Here is a 20545-nt window from a genome sequence, read left to right on the forward strand (position 1 = left end):
ACAAGAAAGAAGGTAAGACAAGATGTCTGCAACCACGAATCCGACCCGTGTGGTCACCGGCGAGGTTCGCCTGTCCTACGCCAACATTTTCGAGGCGAAGTCCATCCAGGGCGGCAAGCCCAAGTACTCCGTGTCGCTGATCATCCCGAAGTCCGACACCGAGACCCTGGCCAAGATCGAACGCGCCATCGACGCGGCAATCGATGCCGGGATTGGCAAGTTCGGTGGCAAGCGCCCGAACAAGGCCGCCTTGAAGCTCCCGCTGCGCGATGGTGACATCGATCGTGACGATGCGGCGTATGCGAACGCGATGTTCGTCAACGCCAACTCGACCACCCCGCCACAGGTCGTGGGCACCGACCTTCAACCCATCCTGGACGCAACCGAGGTCTACTCGGGCTGCTACGCACGGGTGAGCATCAGCTTCTACGCGTTCAACACGAACGGCAACCGGGGTATCGCCTGCGGGCTGGGCAACATCCAGAAGCTGCGAGATGGCGAACCGCTCGGCGGCAACCGCATCAGCGCCGAGGCCGACTTCGGAGGCTTGACCACCGCGTCGGATGACTTCCTCAACTAGGAGAACGGAGAAACATCATGAACGAGTGTTATTCAGCAGCGCTGTGGGCCGGAACGACTCTGATTGTTGCCTGGGCGATCGGTTCCATCGTAGGTCACCTGCTCGGGGCATGGCTGGCCTCGTGGCTTGAAAACCGCGCGATCCGCAAAGAGCGCCAGTGCGTCACCCAGCTCATGGCAGATGCCGAAGCGCAGCGCGAGCAGTATCCCACGCCTGCTGAACAGTAACCATCACCCCCTGGCCGGGAGACCACGCACCACACGTGTGTGGTCTCCCGGCCCTTACCGCATTGTGGAGCCGATACCGTGCATGAGCTTTTCGTTGATCTTGAAACATTTTCGCCCGTCAACCTCACCAAATCTGGGGTCTACCCTTATGCCGAACACCCAGACTTCGACGTTCTCCTGTTTGGCTACTCCATCGACGGCAATCCCGTTAAGGTCGTTGATGTGGCCTCGAGTGAGCAGCTACCTGCCGAGGTTGCAGAGGCGCTGGTTGATCCGGGCGTGACAAAGTGGGCGTTCAATGCTGCCTTCGAGCGTGTGTGCTTATCTGCTTGGCTGGCCCGACACCACCCAGATCTCATCGCCGGTCGTAACTTTCTGGACCCAGCGCAGTGGCGCTGCACCATGGTCTGGTCCGCCTACCTCGGCCTGCCGATGAGCCTGGATCAGGTCGCCACCGTCCTTGACCTGCCGGTGCGCAAAGACAGTGCAGGTAAGAAACTCATCCGCCAGTTCTGTACCCCGGCCACACCCAGCGTCTTCAACCAGGGCGGGATGCGCAATCCACCCGCATCCGACCCGGACGGGTGGGAGCAGTTCATCTCCTACAACCGGCGCGACGTCGAGGTGGAGTTGGCCATCCACGACCGGCTCGCCGGTTTCCCGATGCCCGAAGCCGAGTGGGACACCTACGCCCTGGACCAGAACGTCAACGACACCGGCATTCGGCTCGACCGGGTGCTCGTGGACAACGCTGTGGCGTGCGACCGGCAGCACCGCGCCGCCACACTGACCCGCGCCCAGGAACTCACTGGACTGGAGAACCCGAACTCGCCGATCCAGCTCAAGGAGTGGCTTGCCGATCACGGCACGCCCCTGCAGTCACTGACGAAAGACGAAGTCGCCGCCGCGCTCGACACCGCTACCGGCCAGGTGCGTGAGGTCCTCCTGCTGCGCGGTGAGCTTGCGAAGTCGTCGGTGAAGAAGTACGAGGCCATGCAGCACGTGGCAGGTCGTGATGGGCGCGGACGGGGATTCCTCCAGTTCTACGGGGCAGGGCGCACCGGGCGTTTCGCTGGCCGCCTCGTCCAAGTCCAAAACCTGCCCCGCAACTACCTACCAGACCTCAGTGAGGCCAGAAGCCTCGTGAGGACCGGAAACTATGATGCGGTCGAGCTGCTCTACGACTCCGTTCCCGACACCCTCTCGCAGCTCATCCGCACGGCGTTCATCCCCGCCGACGGGCACCGGTTCGTGGTGGCCGACTTCTCCGCGATCGAGGCGCGGGTCATCGCGTGGCTTGCAGGCGAGGCCACCACGCTTGAGGCCTTCCGTGACGGGAAGGATTTGTACTGCGAGACCGCGAGCCGCATGTTCGGGGTCCCCGTCGACAAGCACGGAGCCAACGCCGAGCTGCGTCAGAAGGGCAAGATCGCAGTGCTCGCCTGTGGCTATCAAGGCGGCGTCGGTGCCCTGAAAGCCATGGGGGCGCTGCGGATGGGGCTCGCCGAGTCCGAGCTCCAGCCGCTGGTCGACGCGTGGCGGGCAGCCAACCCGAACGTCGTGCAGCTGTGGGCCGACATCAACGCCGCCGCCATCGAGGCCATCTCTACCCGCCTGCCGACAAGTGTTGGTGCGCTGACCTTCACCGTGGAATCCGGGATCATGTTCATTCGCCTGCCCTCCGGACGCCGCCTGGCCTACGTCAAACCCAAGCTGGGTGAGAACAGGTTCGGTGGCACTGCCATCACGCACGAGGGCATCACGACGGGTCGAAAGTGGGGCCAGTTGGAAACCTACGGTGGGAAACTCACCGAGAACATCGTCCAAGCCGTCGCCCGAGACCTGCTCACTTTCGGCATGCACCAGGTCGATCGCGCTGGGCACAGGATCGTCATGCACGTCCACGACGAGATCGTGGTGGAGACCGCCACGGCCACCGTGGACGAGATCTGCAAACTGATGGCCATTACGCCTGACTGGGCAGCGGGGTTGCCGCTAGCGGCAGACGGGTACGTGTGTGATTTCTACATGAAGGACTGATATTGCTGGGCGGAATCGAGGCGACGATGGACATAGGAGAACAAGCTGAAGGCATCGAGGAAGTCATGTTTACCTTCCTCACTACCTAGTCGGGTTTTGTGAGCGCGGGGATTGCGATAGTGCCCGTGGATCCCTATAAGCAGGTTCTTAAAACCCTTGTGCTCTGATTTTTCCGACTCCGTGGAAAAGTTATTAATCACGAGCTTAGGGGCAGAATTGTTTGTTCCCAAAGCTGCGTCGAACAACTCCTGACCATCGTCGGTCAAGCTAGTAAGGATACAGATGCGGTCGGGGATCGACTTGGCTGCCTCGGATATCGCGTGGAACAGAGACTCCGCGATCAGTTCTTGGCTGCAATACTCCATTAGGCGTTCGTGGGTACCGCGCCGCTGAAGTTCCTCCACGAGAGAGCTGGTAAGACGCTCGATATCATCGAATGTGCGTGCCGCCTCAGCGAGTTGGGTCAACTCGCCAGCATCGTCGATATGCCATCCTTCGGTCGCCAGCACCTTGTTGAGCAAGCGGCGCAAATCATTCCAACGCTGACGATCGGTGGTATGCCGTGCCGGGCTCATCGCAGTCGTTATGAACTCACGAGTGAGTTGACCTGCTTGCGCTGCGGACATTCCTTCCGTAAGCGCGCCAAACAGTCCTTCTCGCTTACTCCCGGCAACACGCGGTGGCGCACCAATGTCGAGGAGAAGCTCGTCGATTTGGCTTCCGCTTAGGCCCGGCAAATCGGTACTTGCCAGGACATTCGCAATACTGCGGATAGTCGAGCGTTGGGAGAAAGAATCGGACTGCATCACCGCTCCAGCTTCTCATGTGAGCGAGTGGCCTGAGTATTTCAGCAAGACCCGGGTGTCCGGATTCTTGCGCGCTCAGGGGCGTATGCGTGAGAGCCCGACGCGGCCGCACCCGTGGCTTGCTGGAATTCACGTCAATCCTGGCTCTTAGAAGGAGCCAGACATGGCTACGAGAGATCTTCAGGTATTCACCAACGATGCCTTTGGAATGATCCGAACTGTCGAGCATGAGGACAAGGTGTATTTCTGTGGCCGCGATGTGGCCACCGCCTTGGGGTACAAGGATCCAGTTAACGCCATCAAGCAGCATGGACGTGGGGTGGCGTTTCACCACCCCATCACGGATGCGCTCGGTCGCACTCAAGAAGCCCGGTTCATCACCGAAGGTGACCTGTACCGGCTCATCTTCTCCTCCAAGCTCCCCGCAGCCCAGGACTTCGAAGCCTGGGTTGTCGACGAGGTCCTTCCCACCATCCGCCGCCATGGCGTCTACGCTATCGACGAACTGTTGGACAACGACGAGTTCCTCGAGCACGCCATCGTCCAGCTTCGCTCCGAGCGGGCCAAGCGGCTGGCAGCCGAGCAGGCCCTGCTTGAGGCCGCCCCGAAGGTCTCCTACTACGATGTCGTGCTCCAGTCGGACTCGCTACTGACCATCACCGAGATCGCCAAGGACTATGGCTTGTCGGCGAAGAAGCTGAACTTGCTGCTGCACGACGCCGGGGTGCAGTTCAGGCAGTCCGGCCGCTGGTTCCTCTACGCCCCCTTTGCCGAGCAGGGCTACACGCAGTCCAAGACCCACGAGTACGACGAGGGTAAGACCCGCACGCACATGTACTGGACCCAGAAGGGTCGCTTGTTCGTCTATGACCTGTTGAAGAACCGGTTCGGCCTGCTGCCGGTCATCGAGCAGGACGGCGGTGCGGCATGACGACGACTGCTGTCAACATCGACCTGGGTTTCTCGCCCCACAACACGGAGGGCTACCCAGATCCCACTGCGTACAAGGCGCTGAAGAGTCTCCAGCGCGCCGAGTACGGATACCGGCCTTTGGTCTACATCTGCTCCCCGTACGCCGGTGACGTCGAGAACAACGTGGAGCTGGCTCGCGCGTTGTGTGCTCACGCGGTGTCACGGCACAAGATCCCGCTCGCGCCGCACCTGTTGTTTCCGCAATTCATGGACGACACCGACGCGAGCGAGCGCGAGTTGGCGATGTTTTTCAACCGAATTCTTCTGAGCAAGTGCGAGGCGATCTGGGTCTACACGGCCCGTGTCTCGACCGGGATGCGCTCCGAGATCGAATGGGCCCACCACCTCGAACTGCCGATCACCTATCTCGACGCCGACTTTCAGGAGGTCACCCTATGAAGGCGATGACGATGTTCACCGCGCAGGTGGCAGGCCAGCAAAACAACGCACACTACCCGAACCCGCACACCGTGACCACGGCAGCCGACCTGGAGGCGGTCGCCAGGTTGGATCATGTGGTTGCCGAGTACGTGGGTGGCAGGCGGTCGGCTGGCAGTTTCGTGACCTCGAACTGCCTGGTCATGGACGTCGACAACTCCCACACCGAGGAGCAGGCCGAATGGGTCACCCCGGAATCGCTGATTAAGAGGCTGGAGGGTGTGGCGTTGATGACCGCCACCTCCCGCAACCACCAGCGGGCGAAAGGAGCCCAGTCGGCAAGACCCCGCTTCCACGTCTACTTCCCGATAGACCCCGTAACTGATGCTGAGGCCTACGCGGGGCTCAAGAAGCAGCTCGCCGCCCGGTTCGAGTTCTTCGACCCTAACGCGATCGACGCTGGCCGTTTCATCTACGGCCACACTAATCCGAGTGTCACCGTGGTCGAGGGTAAGCGCACCATCGACACCTGGCTTGCCGACACGGTCGATGAGGACGTGTTCGCCCAGTGGGATGAGGGCACCAAGGCGATCGAGGAAGGCTCCCGGAATGCGACGTTGTCGAGGTTTGCTGGCAGGCTGCTGATTCGCCTCGGCACGACCGATGAGGCACGCGACTTGTTTGACCGCAAGGCTGCTCGCTGCAACCCGCCGCTGCCCGAGGCGGAGGTGGAGTCGATCTGGCGGTCGGCCACCCGGTTCGCCAAGACGGTCGAGAACCAGCCCGGGTATGTGCGACCAGAGGATTTTGAGGCGAGCCTGGATTCGGTACGCCCCGCCGATTACAGCGACGTCGGCCAAGCCCACGCCCTATCCAAGGCGTACCCGGACTCGCTGCGCTACTCGGAGGCCACCGACTGGCTCGTCTATTACGACGGTGTCTGGTACGAATCCGCTCCCGCTGCCCAAGCCGTCGCCCAGGAGCTCACCGAACGCCAACTGGCCGAGGCCCACGAGCTGCTCGAAGACGCCAAAGACCAGCTCGCCGCCACGGGGGCTGCCATGTTGTTGGCGTCGATGTCGAAGGCGAAAGCCCAGGCCATGTTCAACGCCGCCCAACAGGAGGCGTTCGCCGCGTTCGAGGACGCGAAAACCTATGCGGCCTACGCGCTCAAACGCCGAGAATCACGCGGGATCACCAACTGCCTGAAAGAAGCCCGCCCCATGCTGCTGACCACCCCTGAGCAGCTCGATGCCGACCCGTATCTGCTCAACACCCCATCAGGCACCTACGATCTGCGCCACGGGACCATGTCGCGCCACGACCATGATCCGGCGGATCTGGTGACCAAGCAGACCAGCCTCGACCCGGGCACCGACGGCGCGCACCTGTGGCAGGAAGCCCTCGAGGTGTTCTTCCAAGGCGATGCCGAGCTCATCGCCTACGTGCAGCGCATCGTCGGCCTTGCTGCGATCGGGCAAGTCTTCGTCGAAGCCCTCGTCATCGCTTACGGAGATGGTCGCAACGGCAAATCGACGTTCTGGAACACCATCGCCAGAGTCTTAGGCACGTATGCAGGCAACATGAGTGCTGATGTGCTCACGATCGGTGGGATGCGCAACGTCAAGCCTGAGCTGGCTGAGGCCAAAGGCAAACGCCTCATCATCTCTGCCGAATCCGAAGAGGGCGTGCGCATGTCCACCTCGGTGGTCAAGCAGCTGGCCTCCACCGATCAGATTTACGCGGAGAAGAAGTACAAGGCACCGTTTGCTTTCACCCCCTCGCACACCTTGATTCTCTACACGAACCATCTGCCCAGGGTGGGTGCGATGGATGCGGGCATCTGGCGCAGGCTCATCGTCATCCCCTTCGAAGCGAAGATCGAAGGCACATCCGACATCAAGAACTATGCCGACTACCTCTACACGCAGGCAGGCGGGTCGATCCTGGCCTGGATTATGGAGGGCGCGCGCCTCATCCACGCCGAGGACTACCACCTCAAGGCTCCTGCCCGAGTGGTGGAGGCATCGGCGGCGTATCGGGAAGAGAACAACTGGTTCGCTCAGTTCCTTGACGCCAACTGCGACCTTGACCCGGGGCTGTCGGAACGGGCCGGGGATCTGTATCAGGCCTATCGGGCGTGGGCGATGTCGACCTCCGGGTGGGCGCGTCCCATGGTCGATTTCAACGCCACCGTCGAACACCACGGCTTCACACGTAAAAGGACGATGCACGGCATGTTCGTCCACGGTTTGGCCTTGAAGAACGAGTTCGACAACTAATTCAGACGGGCCTTATGACGACCTATGACGACCCATATGTGAGTTTGCTATAGGGCAGAAAATATAGCCCTTAGGAAAAGTCCATATCGCATCGTCATAGGTCGTCATGGGCCTCTCACACGAGAGGACATGAACCATGAACGAGCAAGCAATCGAACAACACTTGAAAAAAGCCGTTGAGGCGATCGGTGGCCTGTGCTGGAAATTCACCAGCCCCGGCACCGCAGGGGTCCCAGACCGCATCTGCATCCATCACGGACGCGTCATCTTCGTCGAACTCAAAGCACCCGGACGCCTCCCACGCCCCATCCAACGCCGCCGCATCCAGCAACTCACAGACCACGGCATGGACGTGATCATCGTCGACAGCATCAAAGGCGCAAAGGAGGTGGCTGATGCGCTACGAGCCGCATGACTACCAACAACTGGCCACCGCCTTCGTTGAAGACCACCCGCAGGCCGCGATCCTGCTCGGGATGGGCCTGGGCAAAACGGTGATCACCTTGACGGCAATCTGGAACCTGCTGCTGGACTCCTTCCAGGCCCGCCGCGTCCTCATCGTCGCACCCCTGCGAGTCGCCCGCGACACCTGGCCCGCCGAGGCCACCAAATGGGACCACCTGGCAGGACTCACCATTGCCGTGGCCGTGGGGTCGAAAACCCAGCGGGTGGACGCGCTTGCCGCCGAGGCGATGGTGACCGTCATCAACCGCGAAAACGTGCCCTGGCTGGTGCGCCACCTCGGCAAAGCCTGGCCGTTCGACATGGTCGTCATCGACGAGCTGAGCTCGTTTAAGAACCACCGGGCGCAACGGTTCAAAGCACTCGCCGCCGTGCGGCCACGTCTCACCCGGATCGTGGGACTGACCGGCACGCCAGCAGCCAACGGGCTGATGGACCTGTGGGCGCAGTTCCGTCTCCTTGATGAGGGCCAGCGCCTCGGCAGGTTCATCACCCACTACCGCAACCGCTGGTTCGTACCCGATCGGCGAAACGGCCAGCAGATCTTCACCTACAAGCCCGCACCCGGTGCCGAGGACGAGATCTACGAGGCGATCAGCGACATCACCTTGTCGATGCGCACCACCGACTACCTGCGCCTGCCCGAGCTGACGGTCACCACGACGCTCGTCGACCTCGAACCGAAGGAGCTCAAAGCCTACGAGCGGTTGCGAGATGAGATGGTGCTCGACCTCGACGGGCAGGTCATCGACGCCGCGAACGCCGCAGCACTGTCAGGCAAGCTGCTACAGCTGGCCTCCGGCGCGATCTACGACGAAGAAGGCAACACCGTAGTGGTGCACGACCGCAAACTCGACGCGCTCGAAGACCTCGTGGAGGCCGCCAACGGTCAGCCCCTGCTGGTGGCGTACTGGTACCGACACGACCTGCAACGAATCACCGAACGATTCCCACAGGCTCGCGAACTGAAAACCAGTAGCGACATCGAGGCGTGGAATGCCCGTCAGATTCCGCTCGCGCTGATCCACCCGGCCTCAGCCGGGCACGGACTGAACCTCCAAGCCGGTGGCAACCTGCTCGTCTGGTTCTCCCTGACCTGGAGCCTCGAGCTTTACCAACAAACGAATGCGCGCCTGTATCGGCAAGGCCAGTCCGAGCCGGTGACGATCACCCACCTGGCCGCAGACCACACCCTCGATGAGGCGGTACTGGCCGCGCTGGACAACAAAGACATGACACAGGCTGCGTTGATCAATGCGGTCGCCGACACTCTGGGAAAGCAGGCACGCTCATGAACGACCACCCCATCTGGGACTACTTCGACTACCGCAAAGCCGCCATCGGCGTCCTCCAGGACTACGCAACCCAAGCTGTCATTCTCCAGCAAGGCGACGGGTACGCCAACGAGCTCAAAGCCTCACTGACCTCAATCGGCTCACCCCGATTCGACGGCCTGCCACGGGGCAACAACCCGCACGCCGGTGAAGCGAGAGTCTGCTCGATCCTCGACAACCTCGACGCGCTCAAAGCCCGCAACCAAAAAGCGCAGGCCTACATGGATTGGTTCAACCCGGCCTGGGAAAGCCTCAGCGACGATGACCGGCTGGTCCTCGAGGTCTTCTTCCTCGACGACCTCTCCGCCGAGGACGCCGCCGTCAAAGTCGCCGAACACTTCTACGTCGAACGCAAGACTGCCTTCGCCAAGAAGCAGCGCGCCCTTGCCCGCTTCGCGCGTCTCTTGTTCGGCAGAGACTGAAGCATTGGCGCGCATGAGTGTCGCAAAGAGGGGATGACTTTCAGGGTGTGCCTGTCGCATGCTGTAAGTGGTTGAAAAGTAGGTCCCGACCCCCAGACGAATCATCACGGTTCGTCTGGGGGTCGTTGCCATGAACGACAAGGGGCGGTGAGACGGATGCCTTTCAAACCCAAGCGCCCGTGCTCCCAGCCCGGCTGCCCCGAGCTGACCGAGACGCGGTTCTGCCCCGAGCACGCCCGCGCCGAGGACACCCGCTACCGGACCTACCAGCGCGACCCGAAGATCAACCGACGCTACGACCACCGGTGGCGAAAGATCCGCGCGGCCTACGTCGAAGCCCACCCGTTGTGCGAGGACTGCCTGGCCCGTGGCCGGTACACGCCCGTGGCTGAGGTCCACCACGTGATCCCGCTCGACCACGGCGGCACCCACGACGAGTCGAACCTGCGCAGTCTGTGCAAGCCGTGCCACTCGCGCCAGTCCGCGCTCGATGGCGACCGGTGGCGGCAAGCCCCTCGGGTCTACAGCTACTAAAAAGGGCTGTGTGCCCGCCTGTCGCGGCCTCCCTGCCGACCCTCACCTGTGCCAACCTCGACCCCGTTCGCCCGGCACGAGGCGACGTGGCGCGCTTGCCGAGGGGGTGGGGGCGAGCGGATCTCCACAGCTGGGCTGCTCCTCAGCGGGCGGGGCCAACCGTACACAAAACGACCGAATCAAACAGGGTATTAACCCCCAAGCCCTCCATCACCGGGCTAACCGCCTGGAAGGAGGCGAGATTTCATGGCGAAAGACGGAACACTGCGCGGCGGACGCAGAGCAGGCTCAGGTGCGAAGCCCACACCTGCGTTTGAGAAGATCACCGAAGGCAAAGACGCACGCGTCCTCCACATCGCGTCGCTCGACCCACCAGATCTGGAAGCGGGCGGGGATCTTGAAGGTAGCGTAATGCCAGAACCTTCGGCTTATTTGGCGGCTGTGCAGCGTGATGGTAACCCTTTGGGTGCTGACGTAATCTACCGCGATACCTGGAACTGGCTCAAGGAGCGCGGCTGCGAAAAACTCGTAGCTCCACGGTTGATTGAGGCTTATGCGCAGAATTTTGCTCGGTTCATTCAATGCGAAGAAGCAATCTCCGATTTTGCCCTGTTGGGTAAGCATCCGACCACGGGGGCGGCTATCGCGTCCCCATTCGTGGCCATGTCTCAGTCGTTTAGCAAGCAGGCGAATACGCTCTGGTACGAGATTTTCGATGTGGTCAAAGCCAACTCGCTGGTGGACTACTCGGGGCCGACTCCTGCGGATAACGTGATGGAACGGCTACTTCAGGCACGCTCATAGTTATTGGCGTAGTGCGGGTGCGGTGTGGGCGTAGATGACGACCACTGCAATCAAGGCGATACAGACGGCGAAGGGTGCCAGCGGGTTCCACCCGTAAAGGGCGGTCGAAGCCAGCGGGGCAATCGCGTACGCCAACCCATTATTAGCGTTAATGATGCCAGCCACTGCGCCTTGCTCATCTGCACTCATCTTCAAGGTTGGGCCAGTGTTGTACCCGGGCATCGCCAGTCCCATACCTACCCCCAGCACGATACACCCGACAACCAGTAAAGCGTGCGAGGAGGTAGGCCAAATGAGCACAGTTGCAACTAGTGTAATGGTCAGACCAGTACGTAAAAGCTTCGCTGCTCCCCACCCTGTCTTTGGAGCAATCACCGCTTGGGCAATGATCATGGTCACGCCCATGATGGTCAGGTAAATCGCGGAAATACCTGCGGTCGCAGTTGCCGACAGGGCGAAGCGGTCTTGAACAGTGAATCCAAAAATCGTAGCAACAGAAGAAAACACAAGAAACATCACCAGACCAGTTGCTAGCCAGGGAGCTACACGCGGATCAGTGAAGCGAATCCGTTGAGGCTTTGCAAAAAGTTGCCCTTGGCTTTGAGGTGCGAAACTCACCAAGAGAACAACCAGACCAATCACCATCACAACGGGCATGACCACCAAGGGCAAGAGCAGGCCACCAGCAGCGGCTAACACACCTCCAGTAACACCTCCAACAATGGAGGCCATCCCTTGAGCCGCTCCAATCATGCCCAGTGCTTTTACCCGCCCGTTCTCGCTGGCAGCATGCGTGACCAGGTGGGCTTGCGCGGTCGGGGCGATCGCTGAAATCCCTCCGCCATAGAGCAAACCACGAGTGATCACAACACCAAAAACTAGTCCGACACCGCCAACTACCTGGTTCATCCCCAGGTAGGAGACAATACCGAAGGCGCTCAAAGCGATGATCGCGATCACAAGCCCGGCAGCGAGTACACCTTTAGCGCCGACACGTTGGGAAGCTCGCCCCCAATAAGCACTCAAGCTCGCTAGTACAATCGCTGCCAAAGAGATAGTGGCGCCAATATGCCATTCCCGCAATCCCATCTGTCGTGACAGTGGCGCGATGATCGGATTGAGAATCATTTGCCCCATAAAGGCGAGAAAAACGATTCCCACTACCAGGTTCGCTTGCGCTCCTGGATCAATAGAACTCTGTGTCGGCTTATTACTACGAGGGTCAGGCATCACTACACTCCATTACTAGAACACTGTTTCACTTAGGGATATTGTAGAATGGTGTTCTAGTAAGGGTCAAGGAATAAGTTAAGGGTCACCTTATGAACACTGTGCTAACGGGGCGAAGGGCTGGGCTATCACGCGAGCTGATTGTCAAACAAGCTGTACAGTTAAGCGCGATCAGTGGCGTTGAGGGATGGTCAGTACGGGACATTGCCCGTGAACTGGGCGTGGTTCCCTCAGTGATTTATCATTATTTTCCAAACAAGGAAGCCATTTGTGATGCTGTTGTAGACCGGGTATGTGTCGGGATTGAAGTTCCCGACCCGGACCTTGAATGGAAAGCCTGGTTTCGAGCTATGGCTCACAATCTACGCCCCGCATTGTTAGCATATCCAGGGATTACCGACAGGTTCGCGCGGGGCAAGTTCACTGAACAGTTTTTGCCGATGATCGATGGAGCCTGGGCCAAACTACAAGAAGCTGGGTTTGGTGACAATTCGCCTGTGGCCTACACAATTATCGCGAACTCGATCATCCACACGATCGGAGCGAGAAACCTGCGCGCATCCAATCAAATCCAACCTCACCACAACCTGCACGAAATGCTTGTCAGGCTTGAGCCTATGATGGCTCAATCTGTTGGACTGACCAGTATTGTCAACTCTTACCTGGAGCCTCTCTCACACCTTGATGAAGAAGAAGCGATGTCCGAGGAATACTACGACCTCGTCATCGATGTGATCCTAGACGGCATCGAACACACCCTGCTGCCTTAACTCTGACCCACTTCTCAATCATCGTCTTAGTGAGCGCCCGCACAGCTGGCGCGGGTTAAGGCTCAAAATGCGGGTAGGACGTTTTTTCGTGCTGCCAGCCAAGCTGGTTGCCCGTTAGACGCAACTCCACGGCTTTTGGCACGGCGGGATCGGTGAAGTCCCACGATAGGGATGCTGATTCTCCGCCGATCTCAAGATCGGCCCTCACATTGGTTTTAGCGACGAAGCTGGGGTCACATGACGTTTTCGTGACGGTCGCTGCCTGCCCGTCGATTATCACCTCGCTTTGAGTCTTGGCGAATAGAGCATCGAGTGGCTCGAGCTGAGCTTTGCGCTCAGGGCTCGGTGCGTACTGGCCGTTGGCTACCGACTGATACGGGTCGTCGCGATGATGGCTCTCGTCAGACGTGCAGTCGATCTCCGCTTGGATTTCCATAGCCTTGAGTTCGGCCGCACCGTCGCCGCTGATTTCACGCACGGAGGCCTCGATCCGCCAGCGGTCTGCGTCAACACTCACGAGCGGGTCACGTCCAAAGTAGTCGCCTCCCCAGGAGTGCAGGGTGTTGCCGGCTTGCCATATCACATCCTTGACGGCGCCATCGGCAACCTTGACGGTGAGCAACGACTGCGGCTGATCCGGTGTTTCGAATGACATCGTTGATTCCCCGTCGATCGTGGCGCACGCGGCAGATGTCAGGGGCTTATCCGTGCTGTCAACGCTGAGCTTTGCGCTGATGGAAGGAGCTGAGGTGGTCGGGGGGTGATCTCGTGGCAGGCGAGGCCGAACTCTCAGGTGCGGTCTCGTCGCCACAACCGGCGAGCGTAGCTGCAAAAACCAGAGCCATTGCTGCACAGCGTTTCTTGATGCCATCCTTTCAACCCGGCGGTGAGCTGGGTCACGTAGGCTAGGGCGTTGAATCTACCGTAGGGCTTGGCGGGAGCACTAGCGCACGCGCCAAGCGCTGGCGGCCTGCTGCTGGCGCCAGTATGCGGCGAAGCGGCCATCAAGGGCGAGCAGGTCCTCGATGCTGCCGTCCTCGATGACGCGGCCGGCATCGAAGAAGATGACGCGGTCGGCCTGGCGGATGGAGGACAGGCGGTGCGCGACGATGATGCGGGTGCGGGGCGTGGTCTCCGAGCTCAGGGCAGCGGCGACGGCGCGTTCGTTTTCGGTATCGAGCGCGCTGGTGGCCTCATCGACTAGCAGCACGGGGGCGCAGCTGAGCAGGGCGCGGGCGATCGAGACGCGCTGGCGCTGCCCGCCCGATAGCAGCGTGCCACCGTCGCCGACCATTGTGGCCATGCCGTCGGTGAGTTGCGCGGCAACGGCATCCACGCGCGCGAGTGCGGTGGCGCGCTCGATCTGCTCGCCGGTGGCGTGGGGATTACCGATGGAGATGTTGTCCAGCAGTGTGCCGTCAAACAGGTACGGGTCTTGGAAGATGACGGCGATGAGGGCGCGGCGGGCGGCGGGAGTGAGCTCGGCGAGGTCCGTGCCCTGGATACGGATGCTTCCGGAGGTGGGCTGGTGGAGCCCGGCCAGCAGGAACAGCAGGGTGGATTTGCCCGAGCCAGAAGGCCCGACGATCGCGGTTGTGGTGCCCGGCTGGAAGGTGAGGTTCAGGCCGTCAAGCACGGGGCGCTCGCGCGTGGCGTCATAACCGAAGGTGACGTCGGCGACCTCGATCTGGGGAGCGGTTGAGAGGGTTGGTGTCGCGGTTCCGGGGTGCTCGCGCGGTGCGGCAAGCACGGTGTGGATGGTGCGCAGTGCGTTCGTGGTCAGTTGCAAGCCGGCGGTGATATCGGCCACGAGCGCCAGGGGCTCCAAGAAGCGGACGATGACGACGATGAGCGCGATCGCGGCGGCGGGGGAAACCTCGCCGGTGACGGCGCGGCTGACCGCGAGGGCGCTGAGCGCAATGAGGGCGAGCTGGGTCAGCAGAGTGAAAACCAGCTGTTCGGGCGCGCGGTAGGCGAGCAGTCGACTCATCGCATGAGTGCGCGCGGCAAGTGCCTGGCCGACATGGCTGCTCTCGGTATCGACGCGGCGGGCGGAGCGCAACGCCTGCTGGGTGCGGGCGAACTCCAGGAGGCGCTCGGACAGCTGGGCGTGGGCGCGATCCGCGGCGGCGTCGGCGCTGCGCGCCAGGCGCATCGAGAGGACGAGGGCGCCAAGCAGCAGCGGCAGGAACGCCAGCGCTGCAGCGCCGAGCGTCGGAGAAAACCACAGCAGGCCGATGCCGGTCGCGGCCGGAAGAATAAGGGCGTTCAGCAGCGGCGTCACCAGGTAGGCGATCAACCCGACGAGTTCGGGACCGGTGGCAGCGACCGCCTGACGCGTGGTGGCCAGGTTATCGCCGGTCAGCCACTGCAATCGGATGGTGGTGATGCGCTCGGCGACGGTGTGCTGAGCGTGATCCAGCAGCACGAAGCCAACAGCGTAGGCGTGGCGGGCCGCGGCGCTATCGCACCCCCAGCCAAGCGCCGTAGCGATCGCGATCATGGCCAGAGGGCGCCAGGCATCACCCGGCTGCGAGCTGAACAGGGCCGAGATGAGCGGAATGAGGGCGAGCGCCGCTGCGGCGCGTAGCGCGATACTTAGCGCCGTGAGCGCCAGGTAGGGGGTGATATGGCGGCGCTGGGCCGGTGGCAGCAGGTTAATGAGCGTGCGGATCATGAGGTGGCCTTCGTCTCGGCGGCTGCCCAGAGTTCGGCGTAGCGACCGCCGCGTGCGAGCAGTTCCTCGTGCCGACCCTGCTCGATGATCTGGCCGCCATCGAGCACAACGATGGTATCGACGCCAGTGATGGTGTGCAGGCGGTGAGCGATGAGCAGCACGGTGCGTCCGGCGGTCAGGCGGCTGACCGCCTGCTGGACGAGGTATTCGGATTCGGGGTCGGAAAATGCCGTCGCCTCGTCCAGCACGAGGATTGGGCAGTCGGCCAGCAGCGCACGGGCGATGGTGATGCGCTGGCGTTCACCGCCGGATAGGGCGATGTCAGCGCCCAGGATCGTGTCATAGCCGTCCGGTAGGGCGAGGATGCGCTCGTGAATGTGAGCGGCGCGGGCAGCCTGCTCCACCTCGTGCCGACTGGCATCCGGGCGAGCGAGCGCGATGTTCTCGTGGGCGCTGGCGCGCACCAGTTGCGGATTCTGGAAGACGAAGCCAACCCGCGAATACAGCTGTGATGCCTCGAGCGTACGAAGATCGTGGCCGCCGATGCGGATTGCGCCGTCGGTCACGTCGTAGAACCGGGCAAGCAGGCTCGCCAGGGTGGATTTACCCGCACCGGACGGGCCCACGAGCGCAGTGATGGTACCGGGCGCCAGGCGCAGCGAGACGCCCGACAGCACGGGGGTAGACGCGTCGTAGCCAAAGCTCACATCATCGAACTCGACGAGACCAGCGGGCCTCGGCGCGCTCGCCGCATGCTCGACCTCAGGCAGCGTGGACAGCTGCTCCTGGTCGAGCATGACCTGGATCCGGCGTGCCGCGAGCATACCGTCGCGCAGCGCCTGCAGACCGTAGCCGACGCCCAGTAGCCGCGCACCGAACGTCGTGCCAAGAAAGAGGAAGGGCAGCAGCGAGATCGGATCCATCATGCCCGCGGTGATGAGCGCGGTGCCCACCACGCAGCTGAGGAACAGGAACGTCGCGGGGCGCGTGACCAGATCGATGAAGGTTTTGCGGCCGCTGAGCGGCTGCTGCCAGGATCGCAGGAAATCGAGGTAGTCTCGCAGGCTCCGGGTGAAGGGCGCGGCGGCTGCACCCCCGAAGACGCGCACGACGGCCTGCCCCTGCAGGTAGGCGTCAGCAGCGCTGGCCATCTGCTGGCGCCACTGCGGCGCCTGCACTACGCGCGGGCCCGACTGCGTCATCATGATGTACATGCCGATCAGGTAGGCGAGCACCGGCAGCAGCAGGGTGAGCGCCACCCGCCAGTCGATCACGAACAGGTAGCCCAAGACGGCCACAGGCGCGACGATGGCGCCGACCGCATCGGGCACCGCATGCGTGATGAGGTAGTGCATCGCCAGCGGATCATCGTGCACCAGCTGCTTGATGTGCGCCGCGCTGCGGGTATCGAAAAACCCGAGGGGCACGCGTCCGAGCGTCATCAGCAGTCGGGTGCGCAGGTCCTGACTGACGCGCGCATCGACGATGTGCAGCCAGGTCATCAGCCCGGTCGTGAGTAGCGCGCCCGCGATAAGGACCAGGCCGGCCCACCAGCCCAGGCGGATGAGCGCGTCGGTGCCGGCGCCGACGAGCAGCAGCCGGGCGAGTTCGACGAGCAGGACGTAGGGGGCCAGCTGCGCGAGTGTGGCCAGCGCTTGCACGATCGCCGCCAGGATGAAGGTTGTGCGCAGCGGGGCGAGCAGGCGCCGACCGGCCTCAGCCCGCCACGTCCCGCTGATAGGCGAAGCCTCGCCGGCCGCAGGTACCTGCTCGGCGGCAGCCTCGGGCAGATCCTTGGGGCGTTTTTTGCCGAATGCCCGCCCATAACACCAGTAGGCGCGGGCTTGGATTTCGGACTTCGGGAAGCCAAAATCGTTCATCAGGCGGCGACGCACATATTTCAAGCTGTCGGACTCACACGCCACCCACGCGCTCCAGTTCGACCAGTCCCGCGCAGCCAGTCCCGCCGCCAGGCTCGCCTCATCGACGCGCGGCACCCAATGCACTCGCGCGCGCGGATGCGTGCGGATTTCCAGCATGTGGTCATCGAGCGTGTGCTCTTCCAGGTACAGTTCGACCGGCAGCTCGGATGGAAGCACCTCGAGGATTGAATTGATGGCGGGCAGCGACGCGGCATCACCAATGACGAGGTATCCGTCGGGTAGTTCCTCGGGCAGGACGAAACCCGTCGAGCCGAGCGTAGTGACCGCGATGGTATCGCCCGGCTGTGCCTGGCTTGCCCAGCTGGAGGCCGGCCCGGCAGGTTCGTGCAGCACCACGTCGATCGCGAACTCACCGGTATCCGGGTCGGCCTCGACGATGGTGTAGCCGCGCTGATGTTCCTGGTCGCTGCCGTCCGGATCGGGGAACCAGAACCGCAGCCAGGCCGTGGGCGCGAGAACGACCTCGGCAAGCAGACTTGCACTCACCAGGTGGATTCGCACGAAATGCGGGGCGAGGTAGGTCACGGCCGTGACTGTTGCGCTGTGGTCGCGCGCTCCAAATCCGCGCGTCAGCACGCCCTCAAAACCCCGTTTCGCCATGTGCATTCCCTCCTGCGCCGCGCCACAAATTAAGGTGACCCTAACCTAAGTCGAGGGCGGGGTCAAATGCGTCGGCGCGGCACCTAGGGCTGCAGGCTCGCCACCAGCTCGCGCACCCGAGCCTGAATCTCGTCGCGGATCACGCGCACGGTGGCAAGGTCCTGCCCAGCCGGATCGGCCAGCTGCCAATCCTCATAGCGCGTGCCGGGAAAAACGGACACGCATCGCCGCAGCCCATCGTGATGACGACGTCGGAGGATTGCACGTCCTCAGCCACCAGCACCCTCGGGCGCGCCGCGGCCAGATCGATCCCGACCTCCGCCATCGCCTCTCGTACCACGGGGTTGATCGAATCAACGGGGGCGGAGCCCGCGGAGCGGACCTCAATGCGTCCGCCGGACAGCGTCTTGGCAAAAGCCGCCGCCATCTGGGAGCGGCCTGCATTGTGAACGCACACAAACATGATCGTGGGTCGGGTCATAGCCCCATTGAACCGCAGGCGTGGGCAATGGCCAAGGCAAGGTTTAGCCTGGAAGGGTGAGCCTATGGCGCGACAAGCAGCAAGCCCGGGCGGCCGAGGTGCCGCCCTGGCTACTCGCCGTCCTTGCCATGCTTTCGGTCCAACTCTCGGGAGCCTTCGCCGTTGGCTTGATCAACGACGTCGGGCCGCGCGGGGCTGCCTGGCTGCGCGTGGCCGCCGGCGCCGTCCTCATCCTGGCAATCGCGCGCCTGCGCCTGCGCGGTATGACGCCTGCGCGGTATGACCTGGCGTGACGCCGGTCTCGTCACCGCCCTCGCCATGATCGGCGTCGTCTTACTGACCCGGCCCTGGATCGGTAACGTCGACGTCGTCGGCATCCTGTTCGCCCTCGGCTCCGGGCTCGGGTGGGCGCTGTATATCGTCTTAACCCAACGCGTCGGCGATCGGTTTTCCGGCATCAGCGCCCTCGCCTACACCATCCCGATCGTCGCCATCGCCTACGCGCCCATCGGGCTACCCGAGGCGCTGCCGTATCTGTCCCTGCCGGTCATCGCCACGGCGCTCGGGCTCGCACTCCTGATGCCGGTCATCCCTCTCGCCTTCGAAATCGTCGCGCTGCGTGCCATGGCCCCGGCCGCCTTCGGCACCCTCATGTGCTGGAGCCCGCGATCAGCGTGCCTATCGGCGCGATCGTCCTCGCCCAAGTACCGCTGCCAATCCAGGTCCTTGGCATCGTGCTCGTCGTCGCCGCCGGAATCGGCTCGGAGCGCTTCGCCGCCCGCGATGTGTCGCCCACGCCCATCACGTGGCCGGAGAGCGACGAAGCCTAGGTCAGCAGGGCCCGCACCTTCGCGTCGGTCGCCTTACCCGAGATGACCGTGCCCTTTTCAAACAGCTCGATCACCCGCGGATTGATATAGGAATCGCGCGCGATCGCCGGCGTATTGTGTAGCCACTCGGCCGTCGTCTTGATCGCCGCCGTCACGGCCCCGGGAGAGGTATCGCCCGCCTTGGCCGCGCGCGACAGGGCCTGCGCCGCGACGGCAGCGAACAGACAATCGCAACCAGTTCCTAGTGGTCCTAGGACTCTCCTCTCGTCACCCGGGCAGTTAGACACGTAGAATAAAGTCATGCGCTTTCCGGCAACCGTTCTGCGCGTTCTCGTCGCCTCCCCATCCGACGTACCCGATGCCCGAGATGCAGTCGAGGGCGCTCTGCACTCATGGAATCGACTCCACGCGACGACTCGGAATGTAGTCTTACTGCCGTGGCGGTGGGAGACCAATTCTGTACCGCTGCTCGGAGGTCACTCTCAGGAGATCATCAACACCCAGGGAGTCGACGGAGCCGACATCGTGGTCGCGCTCTTCGGCAGCCGACTCGGCTCACCAACACCAGATGCAGTGTCGGGAACAGTTGAAGAGATTGAGCGAGCAGTAAACAGCGGGAAACCGGTACACCTGTTTTTCTCAAGAGCCCCACTGCCTCATGACGTCGATACTGCGCAACTCGAGGGTCTCCGAAATTTCAAGAATGAAATCAAGGAGCGGGGACTGCTCGGAGAATTCGATGACATCCGCCAACTGGAGAACCAAGTCTGGGCTGCCGTCGAGCATGACCTAGTCAAAATCGATCTCTCCGTGGTCGGGGTGCGCCATGAGCCGCTCGACGTCCGCTTCCGCGTCGAGTCAAAGAGCGAGCGACACGAAAAGGAAATTGACAAGCGCGGCAAGATCAAATACGAAACGAAACACTGGTTTGAGGTTACCAATACTGGTGATCTCGCTGCTGAAGCGGTGACCTTCGAAGGCCAAGCCGCATCGGGCCTTATGAGACTCCTTGTGGATGATCAGCCAATCACGCTGGAACCTGGGGTCATCTGGAAAGTGCCAGTCTCGTATTCGATGGGCACCGCAGGCACAAAGCTAACCGTTCACTGGGTCGAAGATAATGAAAAACAGTCGAAGACTTTCGACGTCCAATGAAGCGCGAGGTTACGTCGG

21 protein-coding genes and 1 pseudogene are annotated in these 20545 nt (G+C 62.2%); 15 read left to right on the top strand and 7 right to left on the bottom strand.

The features are described 5' to 3' along the window. Positions 1-22: 22 nt before the first annotated feature. The 3 genes from ADB02_RS00190 to ADB02_RS00200 all read left to right on the top strand — a co-directional run bounded on the left by ADB02_RS00190 (position 23) and on the right by ADB02_RS00200 (position 2847). On the top strand, positions 23-580 hold the full coding sequence (locus ADB02_RS00190; RefSeq protein ID WP_049189297.1) for a DUF2815 family protein: 558 nt from the start codon (positions 23-25) through the stop codon (positions 578-580). A 17-nt stretch (positions 581-597) separates the two neighbouring features. Beyond that, a complete protein-coding gene (locus ADB02_RS00195) occupies positions 598-807 on the top strand; it encodes a hypothetical protein (protein ID WP_049189298.1) in 210 nt (69 codons plus the stop codon). Positions 808-885: 78 nt separating this feature from the next. Continuing rightward, entirely contained in the window at positions 886-2847 is a 1962-nt protein-coding gene (locus ADB02_RS00200) for a DNA polymerase (protein WP_049189299.1), read from the top strand. On the opposite strand, the gene ADB02_RS00205 is transcribed toward ADB02_RS00200, so the two are convergent. Then, entirely contained in the window at positions 2832-3653 is an 822-nt protein-coding gene (locus tag ADB02_RS00205) for a TIGR02391 family protein (RefSeq protein WP_049189300.1), read from the bottom strand. The two genes, ADB02_RS00200 and ADB02_RS00205, sit on opposite strands and share 16 nt — an antisense overlap. Positions 3654-3816: 163 nt before the next feature. On the opposite strand from ADB02_RS00205, the gene ADB02_RS00210 reads away from it, so the two are divergent. From ADB02_RS00210 to ADB02_RS00245, 8 genes are all read left to right on the top strand, one after another. Further along, complete coding sequence (locus ADB02_RS00210; protein WP_049189301.1) at positions 3817-4584, top strand: phage antirepressor; 768 nt, start codon at positions 3817-3819, stop codon at positions 4582-4584. Continuing rightward, positions 4581-5024 carry a DUF4406 domain-containing protein gene (locus ADB02_RS00215; protein ID WP_049189302.1) on the top strand — a complete coding sequence of 148 codons (444 nt, stop codon included), beginning with the start codon at positions 4581-4583 and terminating at the stop codon, positions 5022-5024. Before ADB02_RS00210 ends, ADB02_RS00215 begins: the two co-directional genes overlap by 4 nt. Beyond that, entirely contained in the window at positions 5021-7285 is a 2265-nt protein-coding gene (locus tag ADB02_RS00220; protein WP_049189303.1) for a phage/plasmid primase, P4 family, read from the top strand. Before ADB02_RS00215 ends, ADB02_RS00220 begins: the two co-directional genes overlap by 4 nt. A 136-nt stretch (positions 7286-7421) precedes the next feature. Continuing rightward, entirely contained in the window at positions 7422-7700 is a 279-nt protein-coding gene (locus ADB02_RS00225; RefSeq protein WP_048735025.1) for a VRR-NUC domain-containing protein, read from the top strand. Beyond that, the gene (locus ADB02_RS00230) at positions 7681-9042 is read left to right on the top strand and encodes a DEAD/DEAH box helicase (RefSeq protein ID WP_049189304.1); all 1362 of its coding nucleotides are present in this window, start codon (positions 7681-7683) and stop codon (positions 9040-9042) included. Before ADB02_RS00225 ends, ADB02_RS00230 begins: the two co-directional genes overlap by 20 nt. After that, a complete protein-coding gene (locus ADB02_RS00235) occupies positions 9039-9503 on the top strand; it encodes a hypothetical protein (RefSeq protein WP_005295537.1) in 465 nt (154 codons plus the stop codon). Before ADB02_RS00230 ends, ADB02_RS00235 begins: the two co-directional genes overlap by 4 nt. Positions 9504-9659: 156 nt before the next feature. Then, positions 9660-10037, top strand: coding sequence for an HNH endonuclease (locus ADB02_RS00240; protein ID WP_014320314.1), 378 nt, complete (start codon positions 9660-9662; stop codon positions 10035-10037). 246 nt (positions 10038-10283) lie between these two features. Further along, positions 10284-10841, top strand: a complete 558-nt coding sequence (locus ADB02_RS00245) for a terminase (RefSeq protein WP_048735011.1) — start codon at positions 10284-10286, stop codon at positions 10839-10841. On the opposite strand, the gene ADB02_RS00250 is transcribed toward ADB02_RS00245, so the two are convergent. Beyond that, positions 10842-12071: an MFS transporter gene (locus ADB02_RS00250; protein ID WP_053084351.1), complete on the bottom strand. Its 1230-nt coding sequence runs from the start codon at positions 12069-12071 to the stop codon at positions 10842-10844. A gap of 92 nt (positions 12072-12163) precedes the next feature. Between ADB02_RS00250 and ADB02_RS11630 the strand changes: the two genes are divergently transcribed. Beyond that, positions 12164-12841 carry a TetR/AcrR family transcriptional regulator gene (locus tag ADB02_RS11630; protein WP_042406082.1) on the top strand — a complete coding sequence of 226 codons (678 nt, stop codon included), beginning with the start codon at positions 12164-12166 and terminating at the stop codon, positions 12839-12841. Between the two features lie 55 nt (positions 12842-12896). On the opposite strand, the gene ADB02_RS00260 is transcribed toward ADB02_RS11630, so the two are convergent. From ADB02_RS00260 to ADB02_RS00275, 4 genes and pseudogenes are all read right to left on the bottom strand, one after another. Further along, positions 12897-13496, bottom strand: a complete 600-nt coding sequence (locus ADB02_RS00260; protein WP_048735009.1) for a hypothetical protein — start codon at positions 13494-13496, stop codon at positions 12897-12899. A gap of 288 nt (positions 13497-13784) precedes the next feature. Next, the gene (locus tag ADB02_RS00265) at positions 13785-15518 is read right to left on the bottom strand and encodes an ABC transporter ATP-binding protein (RefSeq protein WP_049189306.1); all 1734 of its coding nucleotides are present in this window, start codon (positions 15516-15518) and stop codon (positions 13785-13787) included. Next, complete coding sequence (locus tag ADB02_RS00270; protein WP_049189307.1) at positions 15515-18061, bottom strand: ABC transporter ATP-binding protein/permease; 2547 nt, start codon at positions 18059-18061, stop codon at positions 15515-15517. The genes ADB02_RS00265 and ADB02_RS00270 overlap by 4 nt, the downstream gene beginning before the upstream one ends. Before the next feature lie 83 nt (positions 18062-18144). Further along, a pseudogene (locus ADB02_RS00275) lies at positions 18145-18542 on the bottom strand (arsenate reductase ArsC). 56 nt (positions 18543-18598) lie between these two features. Between ADB02_RS00275 and ADB02_RS11635 the strand changes: the two are divergent. Together ADB02_RS11635 and ADB02_RS11640 are read left to right on the top strand one after the other, a co-directional pair. After that, on the top strand, positions 18599-18835 hold the full coding sequence (locus ADB02_RS11635) for a hypothetical protein (RefSeq protein WP_048735000.1): 237 nt from the start codon (positions 18599-18601) through the stop codon (positions 18833-18835). Positions 18836-18946: 111 nt separating this feature from the next. Beyond that, positions 18947-19372 carry a hypothetical protein gene (locus ADB02_RS11640; protein WP_206539820.1) on the top strand — a complete coding sequence of 142 codons (426 nt, stop codon included), beginning with the start codon at positions 18947-18949 and terminating at the stop codon, positions 19370-19372. Here ADB02_RS11640 and ADB02_RS00285 read toward each other — a convergent pair. Next, positions 19369-19674, bottom strand: a complete 306-nt coding sequence (locus tag ADB02_RS00285; RefSeq protein ID WP_049189308.1) for a hypothetical protein — start codon at positions 19672-19674, stop codon at positions 19369-19371. The genes ADB02_RS11640 and ADB02_RS00285 overlap by 4 nt on opposite strands. On the opposite strand from ADB02_RS00285, the gene ADB02_RS00290 reads away from it, so the two are divergent. Then, positions 19673-20527, top strand: a complete 855-nt coding sequence (locus tag ADB02_RS00290; RefSeq protein WP_049189309.1) for a hypothetical protein — start codon at positions 19673-19675, stop codon at positions 20525-20527. The two genes, ADB02_RS00285 and ADB02_RS00290, sit on opposite strands and share 2 nt — an antisense overlap. Positions 20528-20545 lie beyond the last annotated feature (18 nt).

This window comes from Corynebacterium sp. 212_CJEI, assembly GCF_001055915.1.
In the GTDB taxonomy this organism is placed as follows: domain Bacteria; phylum Actinomycetota; class Actinomycetes; order Mycobacteriales; family Mycobacteriaceae; genus Corynebacterium; species Corynebacterium jeikeium_D.

Bases quoted from the DNA above. Each gene is read 5' to 3' on its own strand.
- ADB02_RS00245 (WP_048735011.1), top strand. From the start codon at position 10,284: ATGGCGAAAGACGGAACACTGCGCGGCGGACGCAGAGCAGGCTCAGGT.
- ADB02_RS00265 (WP_049189306.1), bottom strand. From the start codon at position 15,518: ATGATCCGCACGCTCATTAACCTGCTGCCACCGGCCCAGCGCCGCCAT.
- ADB02_RS00290 (WP_049189309.1), top strand. From the start codon at position 19,673: ATGCGCTTTCCGGCAACCGTTCTGCGCGTTCTCGTCGCCTCCCCATCC.
- ADB02_RS00190 (WP_049189297.1), top strand. From the start codon at position 23: ATGTCTGCAACCACGAATCCGACCCGTGTGGTCACCGGCGAGGTTCGC.
- ADB02_RS00215 (WP_049189302.1), top strand. From the start codon at position 4,581: ATGACGACGACTGCTGTCAACATCGACCTGGGTTTCTCGCCCCACAAC.
- ADB02_RS00195 (WP_049189298.1), top strand. From the start codon at position 598: ATGAACGAGTGTTATTCAGCAGCGCTGTGGGCCGGAACGACTCTGATT.
- ADB02_RS00230 (WP_049189304.1), top strand. From the start codon at position 7,681: ATGCGCTACGAGCCGCATGACTACCAACAACTGGCCACCGCCTTCGTT.
- ADB02_RS00270 (WP_049189307.1), bottom strand. From the start codon at position 18,061: ATGGCGAAACGGGGTTTTGAGGGCGTGCTGACGCGCGGATTTGGAGCG.
- ADB02_RS00285 (WP_049189308.1), bottom strand. From the start codon at position 19,674: ATGACTTTATTCTACGTGTCTAACTGCCCGGGTGACGAGAGGAGAGTC.
- ADB02_RS00220 (WP_049189303.1), top strand. From the start codon at position 5,021: ATGAAGGCGATGACGATGTTCACCGCGCAGGTGGCAGGCCAGCAAAAC.
- ADB02_RS00235 (WP_005295537.1), top strand. From the start codon at position 9,039: ATGAACGACCACCCCATCTGGGACTACTTCGACTACCGCAAAGCCGCC.
- ADB02_RS00225 (WP_048735025.1), top strand. From the start codon at position 7,422: ATGAACGAGCAAGCAATCGAACAACACTTGAAAAAAGCCGTTGAGGCG.
- ADB02_RS00260 (WP_048735009.1), bottom strand. From the start codon at position 13,496: ATGTCATTCGAAACACCGGATCAGCCGCAGTCGTTGCTCACCGTCAAG.
- ADB02_RS00205 (WP_049189300.1), bottom strand. From the start codon at position 3,653: ATGCAGTCCGATTCTTTCTCCCAACGCTCGACTATCCGCAGTATTGCG.
- ADB02_RS00250 (WP_053084351.1), bottom strand. From the start codon at position 12,071: ATGCCTGACCCTCGTAGTAATAAGCCGACACAGAGTTCTATTGATCCA.
- ADB02_RS00210 (WP_049189301.1), top strand. From the start codon at position 3,817: ATGGCTACGAGAGATCTTCAGGTATTCACCAACGATGCCTTTGGAATG.
- ADB02_RS00240 (WP_014320314.1), top strand. From the start codon at position 9,660: ATGCCTTTCAAACCCAAGCGCCCGTGCTCCCAGCCCGGCTGCCCCGAG.
- ADB02_RS11630 (WP_042406082.1), top strand. From the start codon at position 12,164: ATGAACACTGTGCTAACGGGGCGAAGGGCTGGGCTATCACGCGAGCTG.